The organism is Roseibium sp. TrichSKD4, assembly GCF_000148725.1.
Lineage (GTDB): Bacteria > Pseudomonadota > Alphaproteobacteria > Rhizobiales > Stappiaceae > Roseibium.
In genome coordinates, this window is record NZ_GL476319.1 from 334,024 (window position 1) to 360,029 (window position 26,006).

General features: G+C 54.1%; 26 protein-coding genes and 1 pseudogene. 10 read left to right on the forward strand and 17 right to left on the reverse strand.

All coding sequences use genetic code 11. The features are described 5' to 3' along the window. Positions 1–77: 77 nt before the first annotated feature. Together TRICHSKD4_RS30330 and TRICHSKD4_RS31265 are read left to right on the forward strand one after the other, a co-directional pair. Positions 78–335, forward strand: a complete 258-nt coding sequence (locus TRICHSKD4_RS30330; RefSeq protein ID WP_009468304.1) for a hypothetical protein — start codon at positions 78–80, stop codon at positions 333–335. A 242-nt stretch (positions 336–577) separates the two neighbouring features. Next, positions 578–832, forward strand: coding sequence for a hypothetical protein (locus TRICHSKD4_RS31265; RefSeq protein ID WP_208993124.1), 255 nt, complete (start codon positions 578–580; stop codon positions 830–832). Here the strand turns inward: TRICHSKD4_RS31265 and TRICHSKD4_RS17890 are convergent. Both TRICHSKD4_RS17890 and TRICHSKD4_RS17895 read right to left on the reverse strand, forming a co-directional pair. Then, complete coding sequence (locus tag TRICHSKD4_RS17890) at positions 798–1,499, reverse strand: hypothetical protein (RefSeq protein WP_009468306.1); 702 nt, start codon at positions 1,497–1,499, stop codon at positions 798–800. The two genes, TRICHSKD4_RS31265 and TRICHSKD4_RS17890, sit on opposite strands and share 35 nt — an antisense overlap. 245 nt (positions 1,500–1,744) lie before the next feature. Next, positions 1,745–2,365: a uracil-DNA glycosylase family protein gene (locus TRICHSKD4_RS17895; RefSeq protein WP_009468307.1), complete on the reverse strand. Its 621-nt coding sequence runs from the start codon at positions 2,363–2,365 to the stop codon at positions 1,745–1,747. A 140-nt stretch (positions 2,366–2,505) separates the two neighbouring features. Between TRICHSKD4_RS17895 and TRICHSKD4_RS17900 the strand changes: the two genes are divergently transcribed. Beyond that, a complete protein-coding gene (locus tag TRICHSKD4_RS17900) occupies positions 2,506–4,032 on the forward strand; it encodes a HAMP domain-containing sensor histidine kinase (RefSeq protein ID WP_040617088.1) in 1,527 nt (508 codons plus the stop codon). Between the two features lie 31 nt (positions 4,033–4,063). On the opposite strand, the gene cobT is transcribed toward TRICHSKD4_RS17900, so the two are convergent. Then, positions 4,064–5,092, reverse strand: coding sequence for a nicotinate-nucleotide--dimethylbenzimidazole phosphoribosyltransferase (gene cobT / locus TRICHSKD4_RS17905; protein ID WP_009468309.1), 1,029 nt, complete (start codon positions 5,090–5,092; stop codon positions 4,064–4,066). Positions 5,093–5,189: 97 nt separating this feature from the next. Here cobT and cobS point away from each other — a divergent pair, with 97 nt between their 5' ends. The 5 genes from cobS (at position 5,190) to TRICHSKD4_RS17925 (ending at position 9,679) form a co-directional block, all read left to right on the forward strand. Beyond that, positions 5,190–6,050, forward strand: coding sequence for an adenosylcobinamide-GDP ribazoletransferase (gene cobS, locus TRICHSKD4_RS17910; protein WP_009468310.1), 861 nt, complete (start codon positions 5,190–5,192; stop codon positions 6,048–6,050). A 147-nt stretch (positions 6,051–6,197) separates the two neighbouring features. Beyond that, positions 6,198–7,334: an alpha/beta hydrolase gene (locus TRICHSKD4_RS17915; protein WP_208993125.1), complete on the forward strand. Its 1,137-nt coding sequence runs from the start codon at positions 6,198–6,200 to the stop codon at positions 7,332–7,334. A 176-nt stretch (positions 7,335–7,510) separates the two neighbouring features. After that, the gene (locus tag TRICHSKD4_RS17920) at positions 7,511–8,734 is read left to right on the forward strand and encodes an alpha/beta hydrolase (RefSeq protein ID WP_009468312.1); all 1,224 of its coding nucleotides are present in this window, start codon (positions 7,511–7,513) and stop codon (positions 8,732–8,734) included. Between the two features lie 57 nt (positions 8,735–8,791). Then, positions 8,792–8,962: a DUF1289 domain-containing protein gene (locus TRICHSKD4_RS29525; RefSeq protein WP_139052224.1), complete on the forward strand. Its 171-nt coding sequence runs from the start codon at positions 8,792–8,794 to the stop codon at positions 8,960–8,962. 3 nt (positions 8,963–8,965) lie between these two features. Beyond that, positions 8,966–9,679 carry a TIGR02281 family clan AA aspartic protease gene (locus tag TRICHSKD4_RS17925; protein WP_009468314.1) on the forward strand — a complete coding sequence of 238 codons (714 nt, stop codon included), beginning with the start codon at positions 8,966–8,968 and terminating at the stop codon, positions 9,677–9,679. Between the two features lie 313 nt (positions 9,680–9,992). On the opposite strand, the pseudogene TRICHSKD4_RS17930 reads toward TRICHSKD4_RS17925, so the two are convergent. The 10 genes and pseudogenes from TRICHSKD4_RS17930 to TRICHSKD4_RS28365 all read right to left on the reverse strand — a co-directional run. Continuing rightward, a pseudogene (locus TRICHSKD4_RS17930) lies at positions 9,993–10,310 on the reverse strand (TSUP family transporter); the annotation flags it as partial. 47 nt (positions 10,311–10,357) lie between these two features. Next, positions 10,358–11,884, reverse strand: a complete 1,527-nt coding sequence (locus tag TRICHSKD4_RS17935) for an IS66 family transposase (protein WP_009465942.1) — start codon at positions 11,882–11,884, stop codon at positions 10,358–10,360. A 69-nt stretch (positions 11,885–11,953) separates the two neighbouring features. Then, the gene (gene tnpB / locus TRICHSKD4_RS17940; RefSeq protein ID WP_009465831.1) at positions 11,954–12,301 is read right to left on the reverse strand and encodes an IS66 family insertion sequence element accessory protein TnpB; all 348 of its coding nucleotides are present in this window, start codon (positions 12,299–12,301) and stop codon (positions 11,954–11,956) included. Continuing rightward, complete coding sequence (locus tag TRICHSKD4_RS17945; RefSeq protein WP_009465943.1) at positions 12,298–12,684, reverse strand: transposase; 387 nt, start codon at positions 12,682–12,684, stop codon at positions 12,298–12,300. Before TRICHSKD4_RS17945 ends, tnpB begins: the two co-directional genes overlap by 4 nt. Next, a complete protein-coding gene (locus TRICHSKD4_RS32395) occupies positions 12,641–12,970 on the reverse strand; it encodes a hypothetical protein (RefSeq protein ID WP_371256844.1) in 330 nt (109 codons plus the stop codon). The genes TRICHSKD4_RS17945 and TRICHSKD4_RS32395 overlap by 44 nt, the downstream gene beginning before the upstream one ends. Then, positions 12,958–13,206 (reverse strand): TSUP family transporter, encoded by a 249-nt coding sequence (locus tag TRICHSKD4_RS32400; protein ID WP_009468319.1) that lies wholly within the window; start codon positions 13,204–13,206, stop codon positions 12,958–12,960. The genes TRICHSKD4_RS32395 and TRICHSKD4_RS32400 overlap by 13 nt, the downstream gene beginning before the upstream one ends. 38 nt (positions 13,207–13,244) lie before the next feature. After that, a complete protein-coding gene (gene dusA, locus TRICHSKD4_RS17955; protein WP_009468320.1) occupies positions 13,245–14,306 on the reverse strand; it encodes a tRNA dihydrouridine(20/20a) synthase DusA in 1,062 nt (353 codons plus the stop codon). A gap of 102 nt (positions 14,307–14,408) precedes the next feature. After that, positions 14,409–15,008 (reverse strand): hypothetical protein, encoded by a 600-nt coding sequence (locus TRICHSKD4_RS17960; RefSeq protein ID WP_009468321.1) that lies wholly within the window; start codon positions 15,006–15,008, stop codon positions 14,409–14,411. Positions 15,009–15,083: 75 nt separating this feature from the next. Then, entirely contained in the window at positions 15,084–16,271 is a 1,188-nt protein-coding gene (locus TRICHSKD4_RS17965) for a PLP-dependent aspartate aminotransferase family protein (RefSeq protein ID WP_040617205.1), read from the reverse strand. A 151-nt stretch (positions 16,272–16,422) separates the two neighbouring features. Further along, positions 16,423–18,429 (reverse strand): methyl-accepting chemotaxis protein, encoded by a 2,007-nt coding sequence (locus tag TRICHSKD4_RS28365; RefSeq protein WP_247642838.1) that lies wholly within the window; start codon positions 18,427–18,429, stop codon positions 16,423–16,425. Between the two features lie 493 nt (positions 18,430–18,922). Between TRICHSKD4_RS28365 and TRICHSKD4_RS17975 the strand changes: the two genes are divergently transcribed. Next, positions 18,923–20,356, forward strand: coding sequence for a tannase/feruloyl esterase family alpha/beta hydrolase (locus TRICHSKD4_RS17975; RefSeq protein WP_009468325.1), 1,434 nt, complete (start codon positions 18,923–18,925; stop codon positions 20,354–20,356). 59 nt (positions 20,357–20,415) lie between these two features. Here the strand turns inward: TRICHSKD4_RS17975 and TRICHSKD4_RS28370 are convergent, their stop codons facing one another. Beyond that, complete coding sequence (locus tag TRICHSKD4_RS28370; protein WP_009468326.1) at positions 20,416–21,228, reverse strand: helix-turn-helix transcriptional regulator; 813 nt, start codon at positions 21,226–21,228, stop codon at positions 20,416–20,418. Positions 21,229–21,358: 130 nt separating this feature from the next. Beyond that, positions 21,359–23,431 carry a trypsin-like peptidase domain-containing protein gene (locus TRICHSKD4_RS28375; protein WP_009468327.1) on the reverse strand — a complete coding sequence of 691 codons (2,073 nt, stop codon included), beginning with the start codon at positions 23,429–23,431 and terminating at the stop codon, positions 21,359–21,361. A 318-nt stretch (positions 23,432–23,749) separates the two neighbouring features. On the opposite strand from TRICHSKD4_RS28375, the gene TRICHSKD4_RS17990 reads away from it, so the two are divergent. Further along, positions 23,750–24,292 carry a peroxiredoxin gene (locus TRICHSKD4_RS17990; protein ID WP_009468329.1) on the forward strand — a complete coding sequence of 181 codons (543 nt, stop codon included), beginning with the start codon at positions 23,750–23,752 and terminating at the stop codon, positions 24,290–24,292. A gap of 81 nt (positions 24,293–24,373) precedes the next feature. Here the strand turns inward: TRICHSKD4_RS17990 and TRICHSKD4_RS17995 are convergent, their stop codons facing one another. Further along, complete coding sequence (locus TRICHSKD4_RS17995) at positions 24,374–25,384, reverse strand: BMP family ABC transporter substrate-binding protein (protein ID WP_009468330.1); 1,011 nt, start codon at positions 25,382–25,384, stop codon at positions 24,374–24,376. A gap of 500 nt (positions 25,385–25,884) precedes the next feature. After that, positions 25,885–26,004, reverse strand: coding sequence for a cytochrome bd-I oxidase subunit CydX (gene cydX / locus TRICHSKD4_RS29535; RefSeq protein WP_009468333.1), 120 nt, complete (start codon positions 26,002–26,004; stop codon positions 25,885–25,887). Between the last annotated feature and the right edge of the window lie 2 nt (positions 26,005–26,006).

Here is a 26,006-nt window from a genome sequence, read left to right on the forward strand (position 1 = left end):
GATGAAACTTCAAATCGCTAAGTCGAGAACAAGAGTCATCGGATAAATGCCCTTGGCACGGTTCCAGGATTGTCATTATGAATTTTTCAGACCTTGAGGAGCTTTGGGATACCCTGACTGAAGCCAGAACACGCACGCGCCCTGAGCGCGAACAGCAGATACTGGATAAAGTAGAGAAATTCGATTCCATTCATTTGCTTGAAGACCTGCTGGAACAGCATTTTCAAACCACGAGTATAAAGGACATTTCTGAGACAGACTTTGACGCTGCCACGACCCTTGCATGGATCTTGATCCGGCGTTTACGGAAATCCGAGAGCGGGTCGGTCCATTGAACAGCGTTTTTTCCCTAAAAGCGGACTATCTGGAAAAGGGGCTGGCCAGAGAGCAGACCGCCGCCTTCTGGAAGGTTTTTTGGGAAAACCGAAAGGGTCACCCGTCGCTTCCCGAATTTTCGTTGAGTTTGCGGTGTCGAATGACCTGCAGCGCTTTTTCCTGCGAAGGTGACGTATCTCCACCCTTGCTGGCAATAGGCCGACACTCATTTGTTGTCGAGTGCTTCGGAGAAGAATGGGCCATGTCTCACGACAGCCCAAACAAAACGCCCGATGACGAACTGGAGCGCCTTGTGGCTCCCGGATACAAGTCAGCTTTGGAAGGTGATCCAAGTCTCGACATCGTGCAAGTATCAACCAGCGACCTCAAGGGGCGCGCCATGAAGCTGCTCTATGAGCGATTGATTGTACCTGTGCGGGTTGGCAAATACCGCCGCGTATTGTGTTGTATGACCGCTCCAATCAAGCCGATCGAATGGTTGCCCAAGCAAGCCTGACCAAATTGTGCGGCTGGTTCCAACACAAATAATCGTCTGTTGGAATGTGTGACGGTGGCCTGATCCAGTCCGTCCCGAACGGCTCGCAGTTCTGATAGCCTTGTGCAGCCGTAAAGCCCTTATGGTGCAGGACATCGGAAATGAAGCAGTAGATATAGTCAAAGTCCCATTTCAAAAACGCCAGAAGCTGACCGATCCGGCAAATGGGACCACCAAGTTTCCGCCCTCCACGCAGATCGGGATGCAACCACATCTCACCGTGATACACGACCCGTCCCGTGATGTGTTCAGTGGCGTAGGCATGATTTACCCCCAGTTCCGGCAGCTCGTCCAGATAAGGATCGCAATAGATGCGCTGCTGTTGGGCCGCCCAATGCTGCTTCAAGGATATACCGGTCAGATGGTCCAGCCGGGCTGCTTGAAACGACAGGATTTCGCCCCGTCGATTGGTGACACAAACCCAGAATGAATTGTCGGGTGTAAAGTCAAAATATCGCGGCGAAAATTGCTCACTCAACCGATGTTCATGAGCCTCATCGCATATCTCGGCCAGATAGTTGAAATCATGCTCTTGGGTGACGGTCAGTCCAAGGTCTTCAACCATGTCAGTATAGATACCAAGTGCTTTCACAAGCTCCATCTGGTTCTTCTTGACGATGTACCCCATCCCTTCCCCCTATAGCAAAGTGGACCAAGCCAGCACTCGGGAAGGAGTTCCTCCCGTCATACTTTCAATTGTTCTTGTTTTTTGGAACCAGATCGGCCGCGCTTCCCGACTTTCGTTAAACGCATGAAGTTCAAAGCAGATTCAATCGCAAATGAGAAGCGACTAGGCCGTGTAGACGTGCATAGATCTGTAAAAAGTACCAGGGTTAGGTTGTAATCCGATACGAAGGCGACTGAAAAGACGCCTCAAACTAGCCTTGCCACTTCTTGCTTCAACACTGGCAGCAGGTCAGTTTCAAACCATGGGTTCTTCTTGATCCAGGCATTGTTCCGCCAAGATGGATGTGGCAGCGGCAAGACCTTTGGCTTGTTATTGGAAGAGCATTCGTCCCAAAAGTCTCGCCAGTGCGCAACGGTTTCTGTGAGCGATTTTTTACGCGATTTTCCAAGATGGTAACCTTGGGCATACTGACCGATTACGAGGATCAATTCGATCTGAGGCAGAGCCTCAAACAGGTCATCATGCCACGCCTTGCGGCACTCGGGCCGTGGCGGCAAGTCTCCCCCTTTTGCATCTAGACCCGGAAAACAAAACCCCATTGGAATGATGGCAAGCTTCTGCGGGTCGTAAAAGATATCTTCCCCGATACCCATCCAGTCTCGCAGGCGATCACCAGATGGGTCAGTAAAAGGCCGGCCACTTTTGTGAACCCGCGTGCCGGGCGCTTGCCCACAAATACAAAGCCGTGCCGTCTCTGAGACCTGCAAGACTGGGCGAGGATCATGCGGAAGCGGCAACTTGTCCGGATTATCTGCACAAATCCGGCATGCCCGAATGTCTTCCACCAACGCTGGCAATTCAGCCAATTTCCTCACCCCCCATTGAACACTTTGATATTGTTACACTTTATTTACCATGTGTCTGAGGACGATCTTAAGAAACTGTGAGTCAAAACAGATGAACCGCATGGGTTGCGGAAAGAAAATGACAACAGTTGCACCGGTTCATGACCTCAGGCTCCACCAAGCAGGACGATACCAAGAACGTCATCAACCTCAAGCGGGCAGAACGCCGGCGCGAGGTTGCTCGGACCTTGAAGAACGTCAAACTGCATCTGGGTGCCCCTGATCCGACAGCTGCCCAATTCCAGATCGAACGCCTGCACCTTTTTGCCGACACACGCATCAGCGCCGCGTATGCCGTGCCCATGTTGGCTCTCATCATCGCAGGCATTTCTACACTCTGGATCCAACCCATTCATGTCGCGATCTGGTGCTCGATCACCATTGGCATGCACGCTTTCATGGTGTTCACCTGCTCCAGTTATGAGCGCGCATCCTCTGAAGACCGCGCCCGTTCACGCTGGTTACCCAGATTCACACTTGGTGATTTTGTGTACGGCGCGTGTTGGGCCAGCTTCTTTTTGCTGCCACACAGCGCAGCGGCAACGGACGGATTTATGGTCTTCCAGTTCGCCGCCATGTTGATTGTGGTCGCCATGAACACAATGCAGGCCGCAACAATTCCGCGCGCTCTGATGGCAAGCACACTGCCAATCACCATCGCGATTTCCGCAAGTTTTCTGCAGCAGCCGTCACCGATCCACTACACATTGGCCGCGATGGCAATTGGTGCGCAGGGCTTCTTCCTGATCCTCGGCAATCAGCTCATCAAGAATGCCAACATGATCCTGGAATATCGCGCCGAGAAAGATCATCTGATTTCCGAGCTGGAAACGGCAAACGCGCTTTCTGATGAATCAAGGCGCCGCGCGGAAGCTGCCAACATGGCAAAATCCCGCTTTTTGGCCACCATGAGCCATGAACTGCGGACGCCTCTCAATGCGATTCTTGGCTTTTCAGAAGTCATGAAGGACGAAGTGCTCGGCCCCATGCAAAACGAGCAATACAAGTCCTACGCCGCAGACATTCACGGCTCTGGCCAGCATCTCCTGAACCTGATCAACGAAATCCTCGACCTTTCACGCATCGAGGCCGGACGGCATGAGTTGCAGGAAGAAGAAATCAGTGTCACGGAAATCGTCGAAGAATGCCTCAACATGATGCAAATCCGAGCAGATGACCGGAACATCACGTTGCACAACCACCTTGAAAAAGAAATGCCAAAGGTCTGGGCAGATGAGCGCGCGGTGCGACAGGTTGTTTTGAACCTTCTCTCCAATGCAGTGAAATTCACCCCGATTGGCGGCGATGTTCGCATCACCGTTGGCTGGACTTCTGGCGGCGGTCAATATGTATCCGTCAAGGACAACGGCCCGGGAATTCCCGAAGACGAAATTCCGGTGGTCATGGAAGCCTTTGGCCAAGGCTCGATGGCCATCAAGAGCGCAGAGCAAGGCACCGGTCTGGGGCTATCCATTGTTCAAGCTTTGGTCAATATGCATGGCGGCAAATTCACCCTGCGCTCAAAGATGCACGAAGGCACAGAAGCCCTGATGACCTTGCCTGCATCCCGCGTCTTGAAGAAAGACGGCACCTTCTCAAACGCTGAAAGCGTTCGCAAATCGGCTTGATTAGCTGTCTCTGAGGCCCAAAGGCCGGCACTTAACTCTCAGACTTCTCAGAAACTCCTGCATCGGCGAAGGTCGCCATGCCGGAATGTGTCTCCAGAGCTGCCTTGACAATGCCCGCGGCCAGCGCGCCGCCAGACCCCTCGCCCAAACGCATGCCGAAATCCAGAAGTGCGGTCTTGTCCATCATCTGCAGGGCGCGTGGATGTGCGGTTTCTGCAGAAACATGCGCAAACAGGCAATGATCCAGTCCTTCCGGATCCATGGCATAAACAACAGCTGCTGCTGCCGTTGCAACAAACCCGTCCACGATTAAAGGAACGCGCTGCAGGCGAGCGGCCACAATCAATCCCGCCATCGCGGCAATCTCACGCCCGCCAATACGGCGCAGGATTTCAAGCGGGTCTTTTTCGCCCTGCAGGCGGCCAACTGCCTCGCGAACAGCCTCTGCTTTGCGTTTCAAACCCTCATCATCAACGCCAGTTCCGCGTCCGACCCAATCCTCTGCTTCACCGCCAAACAGCGCAGTATAAATTGCAGCCGCAACGGTTGTGTTGCCAATGCCCATTTCGCCAAGACACACGAGGTCGATGCCACCTGCCAACGCTTCCATCCCATAGGCCATGGTAGCCGCGCAGTTAGGTTCATCCATCGCATCTTCCTTGGTGATGGACGGTGTAGGAAGATCAACGGCCAGATCAAAGACCTTCAGACCAATGTCATGGACACGGCAAATCTGGTTGATGGCAGCGCCCCCTGCTGCAAAATTATCGACCATCTGCCGATTAACTGCGGAGGGGAATGCGGAAACGCCTTCTTCGGCAACGCCATGCGCTGTTGCAAAAATGGCTACGAGCGGACGGGTGATTTTGGGAGCGCCCTTACCGGACCAACTCGCATACCACTCGACAATCTCTTCCAGCTTGCCAAGTGACCCGGCTGGTTTTGTCAGTTGAGCGTCACGGGCCCTCACTTGCGCCAGCGCTTCTTCATCCGGTCCCGGCATCGCCTTGACGAGATTGCGGATGTCTGAGAAAGGCATTGCAGATTCAGCGAGTGACATCAGGGACTAGCTCCAGCTGGAATGGAAGGCGATTGGCGTTCATGGACAGCCGATCTATAACGGCGAGCGATTAAAAGACAAGCCAAGGGCGGTATGGATGGCCTCTGAAAACGACACCAATGCACAAGAGGACGCCCAAGGCGCAACATCTTCCTGGCGCATGACGACAAACCCGATTGCTCTGTTCTTTGCAGATACAGCAGCCTGCATTCGCTTCTTCTCCCGTATGCCATTGGCTCGCGTGAACAACGTTGACGATCCAATGTCTCTTCCCGATTTCACTCGCGTTGCTCGAGCAGCACCCCTGGCCGGTGTCTTTGTCGCCTTGCCCGCTGCCGGATTGGGACTTGCATTGGGTTCGACATCCTTGCCTCCGCTTGCGACAGCCCTTGTAGTCGTTGCCGCGCTTGCCATTATCACCGGTGCGCTTCACGAAGATGGCTTGGCTGATGTCGCAGACGGCTTCTTTGGAGGGCATACGTCAGAACGTCGGCTGGAGATCATGAAAGACAGCCGGATCGGTGCTTTTGGAACCATCGCGCTGGTGCTGTCTCTCGGGTTAAAGGCAGTCCTGTTAGCGACCCTGATCACACGTTTTGGCGCGGCAGATGCCATGGTGACGCTTTTGGGTGTAGAAGCTATCTCGCGCGCACTCATGGTCTGGCAATGGAGCATACTTCCCCCTGCTCGGCGCGATGGTTTGGCAGCGCGGTTTGGCACACCAAACCTGAACAGCAGAACCTTTGCATTGGCCCTTGGCAGCTTTTGTCTGATCCCATCCCTCATTGAGCTGCCTGTTTTGGCAAACTTGACCGGTCTTGGTCTTTCAATCCTAGCCTCGCTTGCCGTGGCACGGCTGGCCGTTGCCAAAATCGGAGGTGGAACAGGAGATGTGCTCGGTGCCATCCAGCAAATCAGCAGTCTGGCTTTTCTCCTTGGCCTCTTGCTTCTGCCATAATCACCAAGCCAATTACCTGCGCTACGGAATAAGGTTTGCAAGGCGCGCTCAAAATTGCCATTGATGCCTTTGAGTGAAGTGAGGAAGGACTGCAACGTGGTGTTGTGCACGAAAACAAACCATTATTGGCCGAGCAAGGCGATGGCCATGGTCCTTCTCTGTTTCGTGCTGGCCGCATGTGGCAGCCGCCCAACCACAGGTGCTCTGGAAGTCAACCTCGAGCCCGCCCCCGGTGCCAAAACCCACGACATCCTGATTGCCACCACCCGCGAGCGTGATGAAACCCCCGGCACTTTTTTCAATGGCGAACGCCGCGACAAGGGAATGGATTTTGCTCAGGCCAGCAATTCCGTTCCGCCAAGCCATAAGCCCGGACAAATTGAATGGCCCGACAGTGCACCGGGAAATCCAAAAACAGATTTCGTGACCCGGCAAGCCGGATATATAGACGGTGATGACGCCTTCAAGGCAAAGCTGAATGCCCGCCTTGCCCAATTACCAAAAGGGAAACGGACAGTCTTCCTGTTCATCCACGGATACAACACACTTTTCGCAGAGGGGCTATACCGCTTCACCCAATTCGTTCATGATTCCGACTACGAAGGTGTCCCGGTTCTGTTCACTTGGGCGTCTCGCGGCCAACTCCAAGACTATGTCTATGATCTGAACAGCGCCGCGATAGCCCGCGACTCCCTTGAGCGTACGATCCACGCATTGGTGAACAGCAACGCAGAAGAAGTTGTCGTTCTTGCCCATTCCATGGGCAACTGGCTGATGATGGAAACAGCCGCGCGCATTCCGCTCAAAGAGCGTAAGCATTTGGACGGCAAAATCAAACGCGTGATTCTAGCCGCTCCGGATATCGATATCTATGTTTTCAAGGCCCAACTGCGCCGGTTGGGCAAACCGCCCAACCCCTATCTGATTGTCGTCTCAAAGGATGATCGCGCTCTTCGGCTTTCCCGCGCAATCGCAGGCGGAAAGGAACGTGTAGGCGCCTATTCCGATGATGAAGAACTGGCGGAACTTGGCGCAATTGTCGTTGATCTGACCGAACTCGACTCGCTCGATGGTGCCAACCACAGCAAGTTTGCCCAGTTGGCCGGCTATGCCCCGGAATTGGAGGCGCTGTTCAAGCAAAAGTCCATCACGCAGCATAATGACGCTGGAGCTTTGGCCCAGACCGGAGCAGACCTCGGTTCGTTCATTGGTTGCACTGTCCAGACAGCGGTAACACTCCCCATAAAGATCGTCACAGCACCATTCGGTGGTCTTTCCCAATAACATCAGAATTACAATTGAGAATATACCTCTCATGAAGCACAACTTAAAATAATTAATAAAGAGCAAAAAAATACCAATAATACAGTAAATACTTCAACTTCTACATTGATGTTAACGCACTACTCTGAAATGAGTTACCAACAGGTAGAATTCACTACATCACGGGGGCGAGCAAAGTGTGCAACATCAACTGGGAATTACTATTCAACATAAGCAGAACTCTGTCTTCTCGGCGCAATCATAGTTTTGTCGTTTTACTTACCGTGTGTGTCACACTTGGCGCATGCGGCAGTCGTCCGGAAACCGGGGCTCTCGCTGTTAGTCACGACCCAGCCCCCGGCGCGAAAGAGCATACGCTATTGATTGCTACTACCCGGGACCGCGACGCAACACCGGACACCTACTTCAATGGCGAGAGGACAAAGAAGGGGGTGGACTTTGCCAAGGCAACAATCTCTGTCCCACCAAACCACAAACCTGGAAACATTGAGTGGCCATCCTCCCCTCCAGGTAATCCAAACAAAGACTTTGTGGTTCGTTCTGCTTCATATATCGACAGCGAAAAGCAGTTTCTGAATGACTTGAACAGACAACTGGAGAAGCTGCCGCCCAAAGACCGAAATGTTTCTCTATTCATCCACGGCTACAATACAAAATTTGCCGAGGGCTTATACCGTTTCACACAAGTCACTCATGACGCTGACATGCCAGAGGTTCCAGTCCTTTTCACATGGGCATCAAGCGGTCACTTGAGTGATTACATCTATGATTTGAATAGTGCGGCAATTGCGCGAGATTCGCTGGAACGAACACTTGTTCTTCTTTCCAAAAGCCGCGCACGCAACATTTCGATCCTCGCCCACTCAATGGGCAACTTTCTTTTGATGGAGATGGCTGCGAGAATAGATCCAAAAAACAAGCGACTGTTAGAAGGGAAGCTTCGGCTGGTAGTCATGGCGGCACCAGACATCGATATTGACCTCTTTAAAGCAAATCTCAAACGCATTGGTGTCTCAGGCCCACCTTATGTCGTCGTACTTTCCCATGATGATCGTGCACTCCAGCTGTCTCAAACTCTAGCAGGCGGCAAGGAACGTCTTGGAGCCTTTTCGAACGACGATGAACTGGCCAAGCTGGGCGCGGTGGTGTTCGACCTAACCGATATTCAGGGCAATGACGGAACCAATCACGGAAAATTTGCCCAACTAGCTCAATACGCGCCCCAAATTGAAAATCTTATCAAAAACACGCAACTCAAAGACTTGAATATCGACAATTCATCCACGGCAGAGGCTGGTGTCAGCAATCTAGGAAATCTGGTCAGCGGGGCGACCTCTTCCTTCCTGAATTTGCCACTTCGACTGACCACACGGCAAAACCAACTCATTCAAGGAAACTGAACACTTTCTGTCGTTCAAGCCTTGGCATTGCCGCAATGGAGACCCTATATCGGCATTATGGAGTCACCTTGCATTAAATTGTGCCAGATCGATCAAGCCACTCGCCTGTGCCAAGGGTGCTTTCGCTCACTGGATGAAATCGCCGGTTGGTCCCGTATGAGCGATGCCGAGCGCAGTGCCGTTATGGCAGTTCTTGACGAACGCCGTTTGGTCTCCGCAGAGGCTTGACGCATGAGCGGACGCGAGATTGCCCGTTTTGTTGTTCTCGCTGTCATCATTGGTGCCTGTGTGGCAGCTGGCCTTTATGCAGTTGCCAATTGGCCCACCCAACCGGAAGACTTCGACTTTGACGACACCGGCCCCCGTCTCGTCGCCTTGTCTGCCCTTGCCATCGTCTTTCTTGCCAGCCTTGTGTTTGGCCAGCCTAAAGTCCGCGACATACTGAAAGGCATCGTGTTTTGGGGTGGCCTCACCGCCGTTCTCGTCACGGGCTACACCTACCGGGCAGAACTGGTTCAAGGCGGGTACCGGGTTTTGGGAGCGCTGGCTCCGGGCCTAGCGGTTACACAGGAAGATGGAACAATCCTGATCGTGCGCGATGCCACCGGGCATTTTGTGCTGGATGGCAAGGTGAACGAGGCCCCGGTTCACTTCCTGCTCGACACAGGAGCATCTGCCGTTGTTCTGACCTATGAAGACGCGCGCAAGGCCGGTTTTCTGGACACTGAACTGGTCTTTAGAGTGCCCGTTTCTACCGCAAATGGCCGCGCTCTCGTCGCTCCGATCCGGATTTCGGAAATCCACGTCGGCGACGCCACCTTCCGCAACATCCGCGGCTTTGTCGCTCGCGAGGGCGCGCTGGAAAACAGCCTCTTCGGCATGACCGCCCTCGACCGCCTGCAACGCTGGCACATCGAAGGCGACAAACTCGTCATGGTGCCTTGAGGGCGCAGTTATGCCGTTCGCAACCGACATTCTGTGCCGCCCCGGACACTGATCCGGGGCCTTTGTCGCATTCAGATAGCAGATCCAACATCAATTCGGGGATGACCACCTTGGGCGCTGCCCACTCTATCCGTCATGCCATGACTTGATCATGGCATCCATTCCGTTCAAACTCAGATTGTTTCGTGGGCGGTAACATCACGGGGTGGATCACCGGATCAAGTCCGGTGATGACCAATTCAGATTTGCGTTAATCTGGACGAATAGCTTCTCAACTCACAAAGCTTGCAACCGTTAATATTCGCGCGCGCCCCTAACCCAACATCCCGAATAAAAACCGAGCAGCCACCACCAGCAAGAACACGCCGAAGAACACTTCCATCTTTCGGCGGGGCAAGGCGTGGGCAAATTTGACGCCGTAGGGGGCAGCGAAGGTGGTGACGGGGATGATCAGCAGAACGCCGAGAAGGTTGACGTAACCCGCGGAGAACGGCGGCAGGAAATCTGCACCCCACCCGGCCCAGATGAGGCCGATGGTTCCGGGAATGGAAATCATCAGTCCCGTGCCGGAGGAGGTCGTTACGGCCTGATGGATCGGGCGGCCGTAGAGCGTCATGAAAGTGTTGTTCATCGTGACCGTCCGGCGAAGGCGCTCTGGCGCGACACCGATGCGGCCTGTTACGCTGCCTGAGCAGCGTAACGCCAGGGCAGAAGTTCGTCGAGGCGTGTGATTTTGTGGTCGGCGACTTGACCGAGGACCCAGGTCAGCCAGGCCTGAGGGTCAACACCGTTGAGCTTGGCCGTTTCGATCAGGGTATAAGCGATAGCCATGGCTTTGCCGCCGCCTTGGGAGCCTGAGAACATCCAATTTTTGCGTCCGATGGCGACGGGTTTAACGGCGCGCTCGGCGGTGTTGTTATCCAATTCCAGATGGCCGAGCTCAAGGTATGGGCGTGCTTTCGGCATTCGGCCCAAGGCATAGCGGATGGCCTGCGCGAGTGGTGACTTTCCCGAGATTTTGGGCAATTGCGTCTGCAACCATTCTTCCAAGGCGTCAAAGATCGGTTTTGCCCTAGCCTGCCGGATGGTAGCGCGGTCTTCGGGGGGCATGCCCCTGATCTCTTTCTCGATAGCGTAAAGCTCAGCAATCCGGCGGATGACTTCTTCGGCAATGGCGCTGCCCTGCGAGGAGAAGACATCCACGAACTTGCGTCGTACATGCGCCATGCAGGCCATCTCATCGGCTTTGTCGTCACCGAACACACCGTTGAACCCGGAATATCCATCCGCATGGACCCAGCCCTTGTATCCCGACAAATGAGCAACGGGATGCTCTCCTTTGCGATCCACCGTGAACTGATACCATGCACAGGGTGGCGATTGGCCAGACCAGGCACGCTCATCCCGCACATAGGTCCAGACCCGCGCCGTTTTGGTCTTCTTGTTGCCGGGGGCCAGCATTTTGATGGGCGTATCGTCGGCAAAAAGCGCAGGTCCTTGCCGCACCATCCGTCCGATGGCATCGGCAAGAGGTTCCAGCAGGGCCGTCGAGCGACCAACCCAGTCGGCCATGGTCGAGCGGTCCAGATCGACGCCTTCACGGGCAAAGATCTGGCTCAGGCGATAGAGGGGTAAATGATCGGCATATTTGCTTACCAGAACATGGGCCAACAATCCCGGTCCGGGCCGCCCACGCTCAATGGGGCGCGATGGCAGCGGCGCTTGCACAATCGCCTCGCACCATGAACAGGCTTTGCGGGGCCGGATGATCCGCTTCACCTTGAAGCGTCCCGGCACGTATTCCAACTCTTCGGTGACATCCTCACCCAGGGTGCGCAAGTTGCCACCACAACGACCGCATTCATCACCGGGAGAGAGCTCCTCGTCTTCCCGATCCAGATGATCCGGCAAGGGCTTGCGGCTGTGTTTGCGCTTCGGCTTTGGATCAACTCCCTCCTGCGACGGGGCGGGCTGTTTTGCCTGGTCTTCAGCGGCCTCAACAATCTCGGCGTCCTCGAGCAGATCGAGATTGAGCTGATCCAGACCCTCAGACTTGGAGCCGAACCGATGCCGATTGGCCCCGTGCAACTGGTGTTGAAGCTGCTCGACCTTGAGGCTCAGAGCCTTGACCTCGTCGGCCAGAAGGCGGTTCACCGCCCTCAATTCGGCGGGGTCCTCCGGGGTGATATCAAGGTCCTTCAGCATCTTCGATCTTATATCAGATCAAGGGCGTAAGTTGAATCCCGAGAGGCGCGCAAACGCCAATATATTGGCCTATCCGACGCTCAGGGGCCGCCATGTTTTTTGCGGCATCCGCCAGTCTATGCCTTCAAGCAACATCGACAATTGCGCGGGCGTCACGCTGACCTTACCGTCCTTCGCAGCAGGCCAAACAAACCGGCCCTTCTCAAGGCGCTTGCTGAACAGGCATGCGCCCTGTCGATCCCACCAGATGATCTTCAGCAGATCACCGCGCCGTCCCCGGAACACAAACAGATGTCCAGAATAGGGATCAAGCTCCAGAACCTTCTCCGCCTGAGCCGCCAAAGTGTTGAACCCGCGCCGCATGTCCGTCACCCCGGCAGCCAGCCAAACCCGCGCGTTGGACGGCACGGGGATCACGGCATTAGACCTTCAACCAAAGCCAGCACCGTCGGCAGCGCCGTCGTCCCTTCCACCAATACCCGCCGCCCGTCCGACAGCGTGATATCAACCCGCTGAGCCGACAACGGCATATCCGAGGCAAGCGCCGCGATCTGGTGGCCTGGTGCGGCCTGCGGGCCCTCTATCTCCACTGGTAGAAACGCCGCTCCATCAAGGACGCAATCGCTGTCTTCTGGCGCAAACCGCTCATCACGCAGCCAGTTGTGGATCAGGTTCGCATTCATCGCAGAGCGGCGCGCAACCTGCGCAACCGAAACCCCCGGCACTCTGGCCTGCAAACAGATCGACCGCTTCTCGTCATCCGACCAAAACCGCTTCTTGCTGCCCTTCTTCGTACCCAAAATGTGCCTCACAATGTCCATTAACGAAAATGGACATTATCACCCCACTGCGCTCCCCGTCAGAGCGGGAATACCGAACGCTCACGCAGAAGCTGCGGATCGGGTTGCCCGGAATATCACTGCCCAGCCGCCAATGCGGCTGGTCGAACAGCATGCGCAGGCCGAGAACCAGTGCAATCACGCCAAAAATGCCCTTCAGCCCCGCCCCCGACACAGAGGCCGCCACCAGCGAAGCTGCCAGAACGCCAAGCGGCAGCGGGATCAGCCAGCTTTTCAGCAAAGACAAATCCGCCGCGCCTTTTTCTTATGCGCCAGAAATGAGCGGGTGGATGTCGGAATGATAATAGCCAAAGAGGTGGCAACGGAAATGTGCATCCGCACGCTCTCATCCACCTGCAAGAATGTGAGGAACTGGTAGAGCACGGGCACCAGAACCGCGCCCCCACCAATGCCGAACAGACCGGCAGCCAGAAGCGCGGCGCCCAGCCAAAGGGCCTCAAGGGAGAAAATGGCGGTTTCCATTATGGTTGATTCCGGGATGTGACAGGAGGAGCAGCGGATCAGGCCGCGTCATCGGCCCTGCTGCTCTGACCCGTGTTATCATCTTCAAACGCGTCCCGCACCCGATTTGGGGCGGAGACCGCTTCAAGCGCCTTTTGCACGACCTCAATCCCCGCCTCAGGCTTGATCGCCTCAACAGTCAGGATGCGCCGCCACGCCTTTGCCCCGGGCCGTCCATGGAAAAGGCCCAACATATGCCGCGTCATGTGCGGCAGACGCACACCGCGCGCCAGACCGTCCTCGATATAGGGGATGTATTTTCCGACCGCCTGCCAGGGAGACACGTCTTCCACGTCCTCACCGTAAAGCCGCCGGTCGACCTCGCCCATCAGGCCGGGATTGTGATAGGCCGCGCGGCCCAGCATCACGCCGTCCAGCGTGTCCAGAAACGGTTCGGCCTGATCAAGGTCAGCCAACCCGCCATTTAGGCCAATAAATTTCTCAGGAAACCGCGCTTTCAGCCGCAGAACCCGATCATAATCGAGAGGCGGCACGTCCCGGTTCTGCTTGGGCGACAGCCCCTGAAGCCACGCCTTGCGGGCATGCACCCACAGTGCATCGCTGCCGGCAGCAAACACCTTGTCCGCCACCGCATCCAACGCCTCTTCCGGGTCCTGATCATCCACGCCAATGCGGCATTTGACCGTGACGGGAATGGAAACGGCCGCCTTCATCGCGGCAACACACTCGGCAACAAGGTCCGGCTCGCGCATCAAGCACGCTCCAAAACTGCCCGATTGAACGCGGTCCGATGGGCAGCCGACGTTGATGTTGACCTCGTCATAGCCCCAGTCCTCGACAATCTTCGCCGAAGTCGCCATATCTGCAGGATCAGACCCGCCAAGCTGGCAGGCAATCGGGTGCTCCAGATCGGAAAACCCGAGCAGCTTCTCCCGGTCGCCATGGATCACCGCGCCCGTCGTCACCATCTCGGTATAAAGCAGCGCACGCGACGACAACTGCCGGTGAAATGCGCGGCAGTTTCGATCCGTCCACTCCATCATGGGTGCCACGGCAAAGCGCGGTTGATGGTCGGAATAAAGGCGAGACATCTTGGTCATGCCCGCCTCATATCATTCTCGGCGCCATGAGGCAAAGCAGGTGTTTTTGTCGCGATACTAATGAGCTAAATCAATATCAAAAACGATTTGCAAGTTCCAAAGTCACGGCATTTCCAAATTTGACAGTTTTTCAAGATTTTGCCGCAACTCCGCCTTTTGATCCTCAGAAAGATGTCTAAATCCCCATCCGGCCTGCAATATGTCATTTACAATGCGAGCCACCAACTTGGCAATTTCAAGCGTGCCGGAAATCTCAATAGCCCATCCGGTTGGCGAAAAATGTACAAACTGATTTCGGATTTCATCATGTAGTTTTGTCAAACGAGAAAGTTCATGATCACTCAGCGTGATCTCATTTGGGTAAGTGCTACCACCACAGCTATTGGGTTTTCGGATCTTTTTGAGTAAATCCGGAAGCGACATAAGATACGTTTGGGGCGGATCTATTTTTTCATTGACCCTAGATGCTTCAAAGTATTCCAACCATTTCTTTTCATTTTTCTTAGTCACAGCACCTATTGGCTGCGCTGTAGTGGTTAAATGGCAAACGCACGCTCCCTGCAATGCTGAGTGCAGCGCAAGAATCAGCCATTTCCATATTTGCTCATCCTCATTCAATAATGTTGCAAAAGCCAAAGCGTGACGGATCGAGTGAGCCGCATCTTCAGCCTCAGTCACTCTCACCCATTTTCCTTCATTCACCTTTTTATCTCCTAGACAGCTAAGCTGATATCGAAATTGCGCGGAAGAGGACAAACAGTATCCGTTTTTGGCCCCTCAAGCCGATGTCATCGCGCTTTCGAGATCCGCGATCAGGTCGTCGACATGCTCGATCCCCACGGAGAGGCGCAGGAGGTTGTCGGTGACACCCAACATTTGGCGCCGCTCCGGCGGCAAGATGGCGTGAGTCATGTTGGCCGGATGCTGCACAAGGCTTTCCACCCCACCAAGGCTGACGGCAAAGGCGAACAGTCTGAGAGATTGAGCGATCTTTTCCGCCCGCGCCTGTCCGCCCGTGACTTCCATGGAAATCATCGCGCCAAAACCCTTCATCTGGCGTTTCGCAACTTCATGCCCCGGATGGGAGGAAAGGCCCGGATAGATCAGCTTGGCGATGCCGAGACGCTCGACGTTTTCATCGAGATAGACAGCAATTTTCTCGGCATTCTGGTTATGCCGTTCCATGCGAATGGGGAGGGTTTTCAGCGACCGAAGCAAGGTTGAACAGGCAATCGGATCCATGACCGCGCCGGTAGCATTTTGCAGAAAGCGGATCTTCTTCACGATCTCTGGATCGCAATTCGTTGACACAGCGACTACACCGGCAATCAGGTCCGAATGTCCGTTCAGGAACTTGGTAGCAGAGTGCATGACAATGTCGACGCCCTGCTCCAGCGGGCGCTGGCAATAGGGCGAGCAAAAAGTGTTGTCGCAGACGCTCAAGGCCCCGACGCGCTTTGCCTCTTCCACCACGAAGACGATATCGACGATCTCCAGCAGCGGATTGGACGGCGTTTCAAACCAAAGCATGGCCGTATCCGGACGAATAGCCGCCCTCACCGCCTCCTTGTCGGAGAAATTCACGAAGGTAATATCAAGCCCGGCAGACTTGCTGCGCACCATCTCCAAAAGGCGGTAGATGCCGCCATAGACATCGTGATGCGCCACGACATGCGCGCCCGACTCCAGGAGCTCCAAAATAGTAGAGGCAGCGGAGAGACCTGACGGACACGCAATCGCCGTCTCAGCCCCTTCTAAGTCAGCCAGACAGGCTTCCAGAATCAGACGGGTCGGATTACCGGAGCGCGAGTAGATAAAACCGCGATTATCGCCAATGCCACCTTGCACAAAGGTGCTGGATGTATAGATCGGGGTGACCACCGCGCCGGTCTGCGGGTCGGGTTCTTGTCCGGCATGAATGGCGCGGGTTTCAAAGGCGTCCTGATTGCTGGTGCGGCGTGTCAATGGATTGGTCCCCAAACTAAAAATCACTGTCAAAACTGCTTAGATCATAGTTGCAGACGAGGGACAATGAGCGCCAGTCAGAGGCTTTAAACAAAGAAAAAGGGTGGCTGCGCTCCCCGCAACCGCCCTGCCCCTTCGTCTTGGAAGTGTATTACGCTGCCTGGACTTCTGTTAGGAATGTGTCCACCATTCCGCTCAGCGAAGATGCCTTTTCAGACAGCTCGCTTGCAGAGGCAAGCATGGCTTCAGCAGCAACACCTGTGCGTTCTGCACCGGCATTCATTTCTTCCATGCTCTTGCTGACAAGGTCCGTGCCAGAGGCAGCATGGTTGATGCTTTGCGCAATTTCGTGGGTTGCCGCGTTTTGCTCTTCCACCGCACCTGCAATCGCTGTTGCGATTTCAGCAACGATTTCAATTTCCTTCGCGATCTCCTCAATAGAGCCCATGGTCGCGTTGGTTTCTTCTTGAACCGCGCTAATCTGGCTGGCGATATCCTCTGTCGCCTTTGCAGTCTGGTTGGCCAGGCTTTTCACTTCGGAGGCAACAACGGCAAAGCCTTTTCCGGCCTCCCCAGCGCGTGCGGCCTCAATCGTCGCATTCAAGGCCAGAAGGTTGGTCTGCTCGGCAATGCCGGTGATCAAGTTCAGGACTTCACCAATATCCGCCACCTTGCGGGTCAGAGCTTGCATATGCTCGCGGCTGGCTTTGGTCACCTCAAAGGCATGAGCTGTCTTGTTGCTCTGCTCATTGACCTGGCCGCTGATCTCTTGAATGGAAGCACCAAGCTCTTCTGCAGCAGAGGCAACAGTCTGAACATTACCAGAAGCTTCAACAGCAGAGGACATTGCCCCGCTTGGCTGCGACTTGGAATGGTCGGCAGTGTTGGTCAAATCGCTAGCAGTGTTGTGCATATTCGCGGCAGAGTCGGACACTTCGTTGACAATCCCACCCACACCTTGCTGGAAGTCATTGGCGAGGCGCTCCATCATCTGGCGCTTTTCTTCGCGAGACCGTTCTTCTGAAAGACGAGTATTCTCCTGCAGCTCCGCTACCTCCTGAGCGTTCTTCCGGAAGACACCCACGCAGCGAACCATATCGCCAATTTTATCGGTCCGTTTTTCGCCTGTCAGCTGAATATCCAGATCCCCTTCAGAAAGGCGCGTCATGCCGTTTTGCAAGGACTGAAGCGGACGTGTCACAAACTTGCGAACGATAAACAGGGTGACCGCCCCCATGGCAACAGCCACACCAAGCAGCACCCAGACAAGTGTGTTGACGAAGCCGATTTCTGACACCAGCTCGGTCAGCGCTTTTTGCTCAGCTGCGATTGCTGTTGCTGCCAGGTCGTCAAGCTTGTCTTCCAGCGGAGAGAATACTTCATGCTCCAATCCGTCAATTGCCCCCAGAGCCTGCACCTTCTTGGAAGGGTCATAAGCGGCGAACAGCTCTTTGCCACCCGCGAACAGAACCTCAAAGTCAGCCTGAATTTTGTCCAATTTCTTGGTTTCGTCCGGTTTTGCTTCCAAGGGACGAATTTTAGCCATGTATTCACTAAAGGATGCAGCATCCTCCAAAAAGCCATTCGCAGCTAACCTGTTACCGGCCATGTAAGCATTTAGGGCTGACACCATATCGCCCGCCTCATCAACCATTTCCAGGTAGTACTGAACACCGGGCAGGTCGTCTTCAAACATTTCCTGCAAAGTCTCCGTCTCTTGGGCCCCTTTGATCTCGGCTTCTTTCATTTCATTCAGCAGATCTTCCATGGTTTCACCGACCGCAGTCAGATCTGCAACCGTCATGGCAGAGTCAACTTCGATGTCCGGGTTGTAGGTATCAAAGACCTTGGTTTCGACGGCAGACGTATAGCGCTCAAATTCCTGCCGGATCTCGACTGCTGATTGGTCTTCTTTGCCGACAACCTGAGTGTATTCCTTTAGAAAAGCGTCAAATTCTGCCTTATTGGTGTGGAAGCCCCCTACCTCGTCGGATTCAGCACTGACGTACTCCAATACGTTGGAGTTCATATCTCCAAGCTCATCAATGAGTGACAGGGTCAAAGTCGCCTTGGGAACTTCATAGTTTTTCACAGTGATCGCATTTGCACTTGCGTTTTCACCGCTTTGCTGAACCGCAATCGACACGGCGCCTATCATCACGACCAATCCCGCAACGGGTAGAATTATCTTTGCACCTACCGACAGCTTTATTCGAAACATCCCACTTGCCCTGTTTATTAGGTCAAACACAAAGATCGCCCCACCGCGATCAATTACATGAACATGAGATGCTCCTTCAAAATGAATAAAAGTATAATAAAATAGAGTTGTATTATCTACGTGAAATACTCAAGTTTATTACCCTGGATTAATTTGACATAAGTTAAATAAACAGGTTTTTCATATCAAACGGGATTAATATGTTACTTTATGATTGCTACTTTTGATTGCATTTTTGATGACACTACGGAATATTGATCTTGAGAGTATTTAATTCGGGACCTAAACTAACGTCGGAAGCCGCGAGTTGCACCGATCACCCGTAAAGAGCTTGGAATAAATACCAATCACAACCTTTGATCGCCTCAAGCGTGTATCGCTTTTTTCCCAAAGTGAATAAGCTGATCGAAAGGCGAGCATGGGAGGCATTATGAAAATTCTTTTCACCATCACAACAGCTCTTTTAACAGTGACTGCCCTACCCAACACGGCCTTCGCTGAGGCTCAAAAAAAATGTCAGTCGCTGACCAATGTGTTTCTGGATGGTGGTTTTGTAACCTCCGCTCGGATTGTCGAAGCGCAGGACAGCACACCTGCTTTTTGCCAGATTCGCGCACGAGCTCTTCCTGAAATTTCTATTGAAGTCCGCCTCCCCTTGGAGGGGTGGAACGGCAAATTCTATCAGGCTGGCTGCGGCGGTTTTTGTGGAATTCTGGGCAGAGCGGATGCTGGTAAAGGCTGGGTCAACGCCATGCGCCCCGGCCTTGAAAAAGGCTATGCAACAGCAACCTCCGACAGCGGGCACCATGGCCTTTCCGTCGTTGATGCCGCGTGGGCCAACGATAACCCCAACGCAGAACGGGATTGGGGCTGGCGCTCAATTGGTGAAACCAATCGGTTAGCTGGAGAACTTATCAAGGCATTTTACGGGAAACCGCAGGAGCAGGCGATTTTTCAAGGCTGCTCGACAGGTGGCCGGATGGCGCATATGGCGTCGTTAAAATATCCAGACATGTTTGACGGCATCATATCAGGCGCTCCAGCCATGGATTACACCGGGCTGGTTGCCACCAAGATGAGCTGGCTGATGCAAGCCAATATGGATTCAAGCGGCAATTGGATATTGAAACCGGGCAAGGATAGCCTGATCGGGGATGCTGTTATGGCCGCTTGCGATGGGCTGGATGGTAAGGAAGACGGCCTGATTGCGGACCCGAGACTATGCGAACCGGATTTGTCAGCTCTCCAATGCACCGCAGAAGCAACAGATACTTGCCTGACCGAAGCTGAAATGGGTGTTTTGGCCAAATGGCGACAGGGGCCTGTCAATTCCAAAGGGGAACAGCTGTATCCAGGCGGCGTCCCAGCCGGGTCGGAGCCATTCTGGTGGCTCTGGCTGACCGGCAATGAGAAAGGTGCTGGCCGACTGGTCAACGCGTTCACCACCAATTTCGGTGCCTATATGGCGTTTGCCGATGATCCTGGCAAAAACTGGTCTCCGCGGCAGTTTGACTTTGATGAGGATCCTGCGCGTCTGGATACGATGGCAGCGGTCTACAATGCCGACAATCCGGACATCTCTGCCTTTCGGGAAGCTGGCGCCAAAATGATCGTTTGGCATGGCTGGGCCGATGCCATCGTCACGCCTTTCAAGACAGTTGATTGGTATGAGGAAGCGTCAAAACAAGCTGGTGGCGAAGACAAGCTCAAGGAAAGCGTTGCCCTCTTCATGATCCCCGGCATGGATCATTGTGGTATCCTGCCCGGACCAGATGGTACCTCTCAAGGCAGCCTTGACCCTTTAACGGCTCTTGAAAGCTGGATGGAAACAGGCACACCGCCGAGCAATATTTCTAAAAATTGAAGTCTCCCCCTGAGCCTGTCACCAAGGCTCAGGGGCCATCGTTTCCCACCAAGAAAACGTCAGTATTTTGCAAGCTTGGGCTTTGCATTGGGCGGGGGAACATTCGCATTCGCCCCGTTCAAGTGGCGCGCCTGCGCAACCGCGCGGCAAATGATCCGCCGACGACGCTCACGGCGCGTTTCTGGCTTTGACTGTTTTTGATCTTCCCCGCGAATGCTGAACAGCCCCGTGACTGCATCGACAGTGCGCGCCTGGAAGAAACGCATATCAACATGATGAAGATCGTAGCCTGTCGCCAGCTTCAGGAACTTTGTGAAACCGCCTTCAACGCTGGACTTCAGACCATCCTTGAATTTCTGGATGCTGTCTGCCCCTGATTGAACGGTCGCGCGATTTAGCTCTTGCAATTTCGTCTGCAGGTTTTGAACCGGATTTTCTTGCGGAAAGACTGCCCAAGTACCGGTTGTGTCGCTCATATGGCCCGTTGTTTTCGTAATGAGCGTCGGGCCGATTGGTGCCTTAAAGGACATTGTGGCCTCTTTGTCGTCATTGGATGGGGGTGATGCCTCCGGAACGCAATCAACTTCTTCTCCAGGCACGCAAAATATTTCATCTATGCTTACAAATTCAGCGTCCAGCCTCTCATTGAGACCAAGCGCCCACAACGCGTTCACAAATATTCCGAGGCTGACCGAGGGGTCACCTCTTTCGAGCCGCGAAATCGTTGTTGGGGCAACAAAAAGACAGGTGGCAAAATCGTCTTCGCTCAATCCAAACCGGATACGAGCTTCGGCGATCTCGCGGCCCCAAACCGCAAGCATTTCATGTATATTCTCTGGAGTACTCTGAGACGCATGGGCAAAAGTAGCCATGTGTATTTCCGAAGACAGGGGTTGCACAGTTTTTTATTTTGCACCCAAACCGTAGCATCGGCTGTCAGACTCTTCGAAATGGAGTCTCGAAGTTATGAACATTTGAGAATCAGCGCGCAGTACTTTGCTACTACTGAGACCCATCAAACAAAGACTCTGCCCTGTCAAAATAGCGGCGAGCCTGTTTGGCTTCCGGACCTCCGAGCGCTTCAAGACGAACCAAGGCAGCCTCAGCAAGGGAACGGTCTTTGGCCAAAACACCTGCTTGTAGAACACGTCGCAACACTAAAGGGGAGTTCGGCCGAAGCTTCAGCAGCACATGCGCAGGGGCGACCATCTTTTTGTATTCCTCGGCTTGCTGGAAGGCAGTTAAAAGCGAAAGCCGAGAATTTAGCGAATTGGGCACTTGTTTGAGCGCGGCCTGATGCAGCGCGATGGCTTCCGGAAGGTGGTTTTGGCGGCCGAGCGTATCACCTGCTTCCTGAAAGAGACCGTAATTTTCAGACGAAAGACACAGCTCCGCCAATTCATCGGCCTGCCCGTTGGTCAAAGCAGCCTTTCGCTCCTTTACCGCTTCAAGCTCCACCTTACATTTGCGCAAGGTAGCCCCTAACTTCTCAAAGGTGCTGTAGGCATATGGAGACCCGCGCAACAGGATCAACTCGGCAACATCGTCCAAGGGAATGGCCTCGAACCGTCCCTGCCCGCCACTCGTTGCAATACCAATCAAATCGCCCTCAGCGTTCACCAACGCACCCCCGCTCACTCCCGGCTGCATGTGGGCTGTGACATGAAGACGACCAAGCGGTGCGCTATCTGCAGGCGCTGAAATCAACTCTCCCTGCGGAAACACCCGAACCTTTCTCTGGCTGATATCCGCTCCAACGGAATGAAATGGACCACTTAAACTGTCGGGGTCACGCACTTTCAAAATCAAGCCATCCTTAGGCAATCCTTTGACCCGAATGAGAGCCAGATCCCCCTCATAAGCTGACGGCAAAACTTCACCGGTCAATTCGCCAGTAGGCGTGTAAACGGTGACCTGCGTTTGATCCGCCGTTATGTGACGATTTGTGACCAGCAATTCCTCACCAATCCGCACGCTGCTGCCTATCGGATCAAAAGCTGACACCGGGAAAACGGCTTGGCGCGTTTTGCAAACGGCTGCCAGATGCGGGCAATCATCATTTGCAGCCTGGCGGTCAGTTTGTGGCTCCCGTTTCGCGGTTTGATCTGCAAACTGCAGCACCGCCGTTTGTTCTTGGCCATCGCGTACGAAAACAACTTCCGCCTGATCTCCCGGTGACACACTGGCAAGAGCTGAGAGCACATCGCGAGGAAATGTTACGGCCCTCCCCCGCACATTGACCAGCAAGTCCCCAATTCGAAGCCCGGCGTTTTGTGCTGGCCCACGTTCTTCCAGGCCAATCACCAAAACGCCAGCGCGTTTGGCCAGATCACTCCGCGGAGGCACGTCCAGTCCCCACCCGGCTGACACGAACTTAACAGCGCCACCATCTGACAATTCCCCAGCAACCCGTATCAGCAGCTCGGAAGAAACCGCAAAGTTGACCCCGATATTCATGCCGGACTTGGAGGCAAAAATCGCAGACATCATCCCCAACAGATGGCCTTGAGAATCAACAAGCGCACCTCCAGAACTCCCCGGATTGGCAGCTGCATCCGTTTGCAGGAAATCTTCAACCGGATTGAACCCGGCATTGGAAACATGCCGCGCTGAAATCACACCGCAGGTCACCGACAGATCAAGCCCGTAGGCGTTGGAGATCACACAAGCCGGACTGGCCAGCGCCGGACTATCAGCAACAGGCAAAACCGGGAGATCAGGTTCAATTTCAAGAAGAGCAATATCGGTTGGTTTGTCGATGCCGAGCACACTGGCTGGCACGATGCGTCCATCATGAAGGCGAACATCCACCCGTTCGGCAGGCTCGATCACATGGTAGGCCGTGACGATTTTTCCGCCCTTGGCAATCGCAATGCCAGACCCTTCGGGGGCCGCTCCCAGCGGTGTTCCGCCCCCTGCCTGCGGCTTGTCCGGCCAGACCGGCAACACCGACACCACGGATTGAAAGACGGTTTCGGGAACAGCAGCTGCCGGGCGACTGAACAAAGCCCCGACTATGAGCACCACGAAGGCAGTTACGGCCACCACAAGTCGTGAAACACGTTGCACCGCCATCCGGTACTCTCCCAAATTCCATCGATGATATTTCAGAAGAAGATAGTGCAATTGTACCAGATGGGCAGTCAATTCATGACGATTGGAATGACAGTGCATCACTTCGCAATTGTGAAAAGCACCCAGCTTCAAACGTCCCATTAATAATCCACATCGACGCGGCACTTGGTCTCTTGCCGCAGCGCAGCAAGTAGGCTACCCTAGCCCCGTAATTACCCGTAGTTGGTGGTTGTTGAGCGTGATTTGCCCTCCTCCCGCAGACCGCTTGATCGTCACGACTTCGGGGAGAAGCTTCATTTTTGATTTCAGGAGTACACCATGCTCGGCAAGAACGTACCGCTTGTCACCTTCCGCACCCGCGTGCGCGATGAGTCTATCGAAGGCCCGAACCCATTCCGTTGGGAAGACAAGACCAGCGACGACTATTTCAAGGGCAAGCGCGTTGTTCTGTTTTCACTGCCGGGCGCGTTCACCCCGACCTGCTCCACGTACCAGCTGCCCGATTTTGAAAAACTCTATGAAGAGTTCAAGGCAGAAGGCATTGATGAAATCTACTGCGTTTCCGTCAACGATGCTTTCGTCATGAACGCTTGGGCGAAGGCGCAGAACATCGACAATGTCAAAGTCATTCCGGACGGCTCTGGCGAATTCACCCATAAGATGGGCATGCTCGTTGCCAAGGATAACCTCGGCTTTGGCATGCGCTCCTGGCGCTATGGCGCAGTCATCAATGATGGCGCGGTTGAACTGTGGTTCGAAGAAGAAGGCTTCTCCGACAACTGCGAAACCGACCCATACGGTGCGTCTTCCCCGCAGAACATTCTGGACACCCTGCGCGCAGCAAAGTCCAAGGCAGCCTAACGTCTGCCACTATAAAAATTGAGAAATGCCCTGACCAAGTGTCAGGGCATTTTTGTAAGCTCTAGGGTCAGGACCCAAAGGCTAAAAGGCCCCGGAACAGTATTCCAGGGCAGAGTTTGGTTGAACAATCAGGCTTCCGTCTGCGATCTGCGTCCTGAGCCGATTGACAGCTGGTTCGATGTCCGCAACCACAAACTGGTTGTTCTCATCCACCGCCCAATCAACCCCATTATGAGCAAGCGCCAATCGCGTTACCCCCGGCTCCCACCGACCTGAAGCAACATCCTGCAAAGTGCGGTAGACAGCCTCATCGATCCGTTTAATCGCTGACGTCAGGACCTTGCCCGGGACATAATCATTCCGGTTCATGTCCACCATGATGACAAAACCTGCTTTTTCTCGGACAGCTTCTGCCACCCCTTCCGCGGCTCGGCCCGCTGGCGCAAAGAGAACATCAGCTCCAGCATCCAACATGAGATCAGCGACAGACCGGGCCTTCTCCGCATTTCGGAATGCATCCAAATTGTCTCCCAGAAAAGAAGACAGAATTTCCACGCTTGGATTGGCGTGCATTGCACCGACAGCAAATCCACACATGAGACGCCGAACTGCCAGAAGGTCCATGCCACCAATCGAGGCAACTTTATTTGATTTGGTTTTCAGACCTGCAGCAAAGCCAACAAGAAATCCCGCTTCCTCGTCAGCGAACATGATGGAGCGGACGTTGGCCAGACCCTCAACATGTCCGTCAATGAGTGTGAATTTGGTCTTGGGAAACGCCAGCGCAGAAAGGCGCACAGCGTTTTCGTTCGTCTGACCCAACACGATAATGTGTTCCAGACCGTGTTCAGCAAGAGCCCTCAAGGCGACGATGGCTTCGTCATCACTCATCGCGACCCGTTCACGCATTAAAACGTGAAGCTCTTCCTGCGCCCGTTGCACGCCAATGCTCGCGAGCTCATTAAAAGCTCCGTCGAACTTGTAACTGTTGTAGACAATCGCGTTGGTCGCATCGGCTTTGGCCATAAGCGGCAGCATAAAACAAGACAGGAACGTGAGAGCGAGCCGCGAAATTCGGGCAAAGGATAGCATGGCATCACCGTAAATGATCAGAACCGCAAGAACGTTGTCCGTTCTCCAGTCCGAGTTCCTGCCCCCACAGCCTCAAACCAGGGTCAATCAGTTGAACCCATCCTCGCTTTGAGAGAAGAATTTACGGTTCTTTAAGACGGATGGAAATTGTCAAATTTCTCTGGTTTCGACCGATTTGGCTGAAAATGCGGATACGTTTTTCGCAGAAAACTGTATTTGGGCCTGAACTTCAGCCGGAACCAATCAACGGCGACTATCCAGCAATGTAAGCACCGACGCCAAGCAAAACTCCAAGGCAAAGCAAGTTTTCGATATATAGTCCAGAGACATAACCGCACCATTTTTTGTTGTTCTTGGTGCAGCCATCTATCGGATTCTCAGAAGGCTGAAAACTAGTCCAGGCGGTACTCCCCCTGAAGTTGGAATTTGCAGCTGACACCCCGCTAAGGAATTGATGCAAACTCGATTCAAATTCAAACGAGTTTGTCCTTTGGGAGACTTCAGAGTCTCTCCTGCTCTTCCAGTTTGACATCGTCAGACCGCAGCTCCAGCCACATCGCATTCAAGATAGCCAAACAACACGCAAGCGGCATACCGAGGGCCCATGCAAAATACCACATAC

What these genes read in the sequence shown, in the direction of transcription:
- TRICHSKD4_RS30330 (WP_009468304.1), top strand. Translation starts at nt 78, where the DNA reads ATGAATTTTTCAGACCTTGAGGAGCTTTGGGATACCCTGACTGAAGCC.
- TRICHSKD4_RS31265 (WP_208993124.1), top strand. Translation starts at nt 578, where the DNA reads ATGTCTCACGACAGCCCAAACAAAACGCCCGATGACGAACTGGAGCGC.
- TRICHSKD4_RS17890 (WP_009468306.1), bottom strand. Translation starts at nt 1,499, where the DNA reads ATGGGGTACATCGTCAAGAAGAACCAGATGGAGCTTGTGAAAGCACTT.
- TRICHSKD4_RS17900 (WP_040617088.1), top strand. Translation starts at nt 2,506, where the DNA reads ATGACCTCAGGCTCCACCAAGCAGGACGATACCAAGAACGTCATCAAC.
- cobT (WP_009468309.1), bottom strand. Translation starts at nt 5,092, where the DNA reads ATGTCACTCGCTGAATCTGCAATGCCTTTCTCAGACATCCGCAATCTC.
- cobS (WP_009468310.1), top strand. Translation starts at nt 5,190, where the DNA reads ATGGCCTCTGAAAACGACACCAATGCACAAGAGGACGCCCAAGGCGCA.
- TRICHSKD4_RS17915 (WP_208993125.1), top strand. Translation starts at nt 6,198, where the DNA reads ATGGTCCTTCTCTGTTTCGTGCTGGCCGCATGTGGCAGCCGCCCAACC.
- TRICHSKD4_RS29525 (WP_139052224.1), top strand. Translation starts at nt 8,792, where the DNA reads ATGGAGTCACCTTGCATTAAATTGTGCCAGATCGATCAAGCCACTCGC.
- TRICHSKD4_RS17925 (WP_009468314.1), top strand. Translation starts at nt 8,966, where the DNA reads ATGAGCGGACGCGAGATTGCCCGTTTTGTTGTTCTCGCTGTCATCATT.
- TRICHSKD4_RS17935 (WP_009465942.1), bottom strand. Translation starts at nt 11,884, where the DNA reads ATGCTGAAGGACCTTGATATCACCCCGGAGGACCCCGCCGAATTGAGG.
- TRICHSKD4_RS32400 (WP_009468319.1), bottom strand. Translation starts at nt 13,206, where the DNA reads ATGGAAACCGCCATTTTCTCCCTTGAGGCCCTTTGGCTGGGCGCCGCG.
- dusA (WP_009468320.1), bottom strand. Translation starts at nt 14,306, where the DNA reads ATGACCAAGATGTCTCGCCTTTATTCCGACCATCAACCGCGCTTTGCC.
- TRICHSKD4_RS28365 (WP_247642838.1), bottom strand. Translation starts at nt 18,429, where the DNA reads ATGATAGGCGCCGTGTCGATTGCGGTTCAGCAAAGCGGTGAAAACGCA.
- TRICHSKD4_RS17975 (WP_009468325.1), top strand. Translation starts at nt 18,923, where the DNA reads ATGAAAATTCTTTTCACCATCACAACAGCTCTTTTAACAGTGACTGCC.
- TRICHSKD4_RS28370 (WP_009468326.1), bottom strand. Translation starts at nt 21,228, where the DNA reads ATGGCTACTTTTGCCCATGCGTCTCAGAGTACTCCAGAGAATATACAT.
- TRICHSKD4_RS28375 (WP_009468327.1), bottom strand. Translation starts at nt 23,431, where the DNA reads ATGGCGGTGCAACGTGTTTCACGACTTGTGGTGGCCGTAACTGCCTTC.
- TRICHSKD4_RS17990 (WP_009468329.1), top strand. Translation starts at nt 23,750, where the DNA reads ATGCTCGGCAAGAACGTACCGCTTGTCACCTTCCGCACCCGCGTGCGC.
- TRICHSKD4_RS17995 (WP_009468330.1), bottom strand. Translation starts at nt 25,384, where the DNA reads ATGCTATCCTTTGCCCGAATTTCGCGGCTCGCTCTCACGTTCCTGTCT.
- cydX (WP_009468333.1), bottom strand. Translation starts at nt 26,004, where the DNA reads ATGTGGTATTTTGCATGGGCCCTCGGTATGCCGCTTGCGTGTTGTTTG.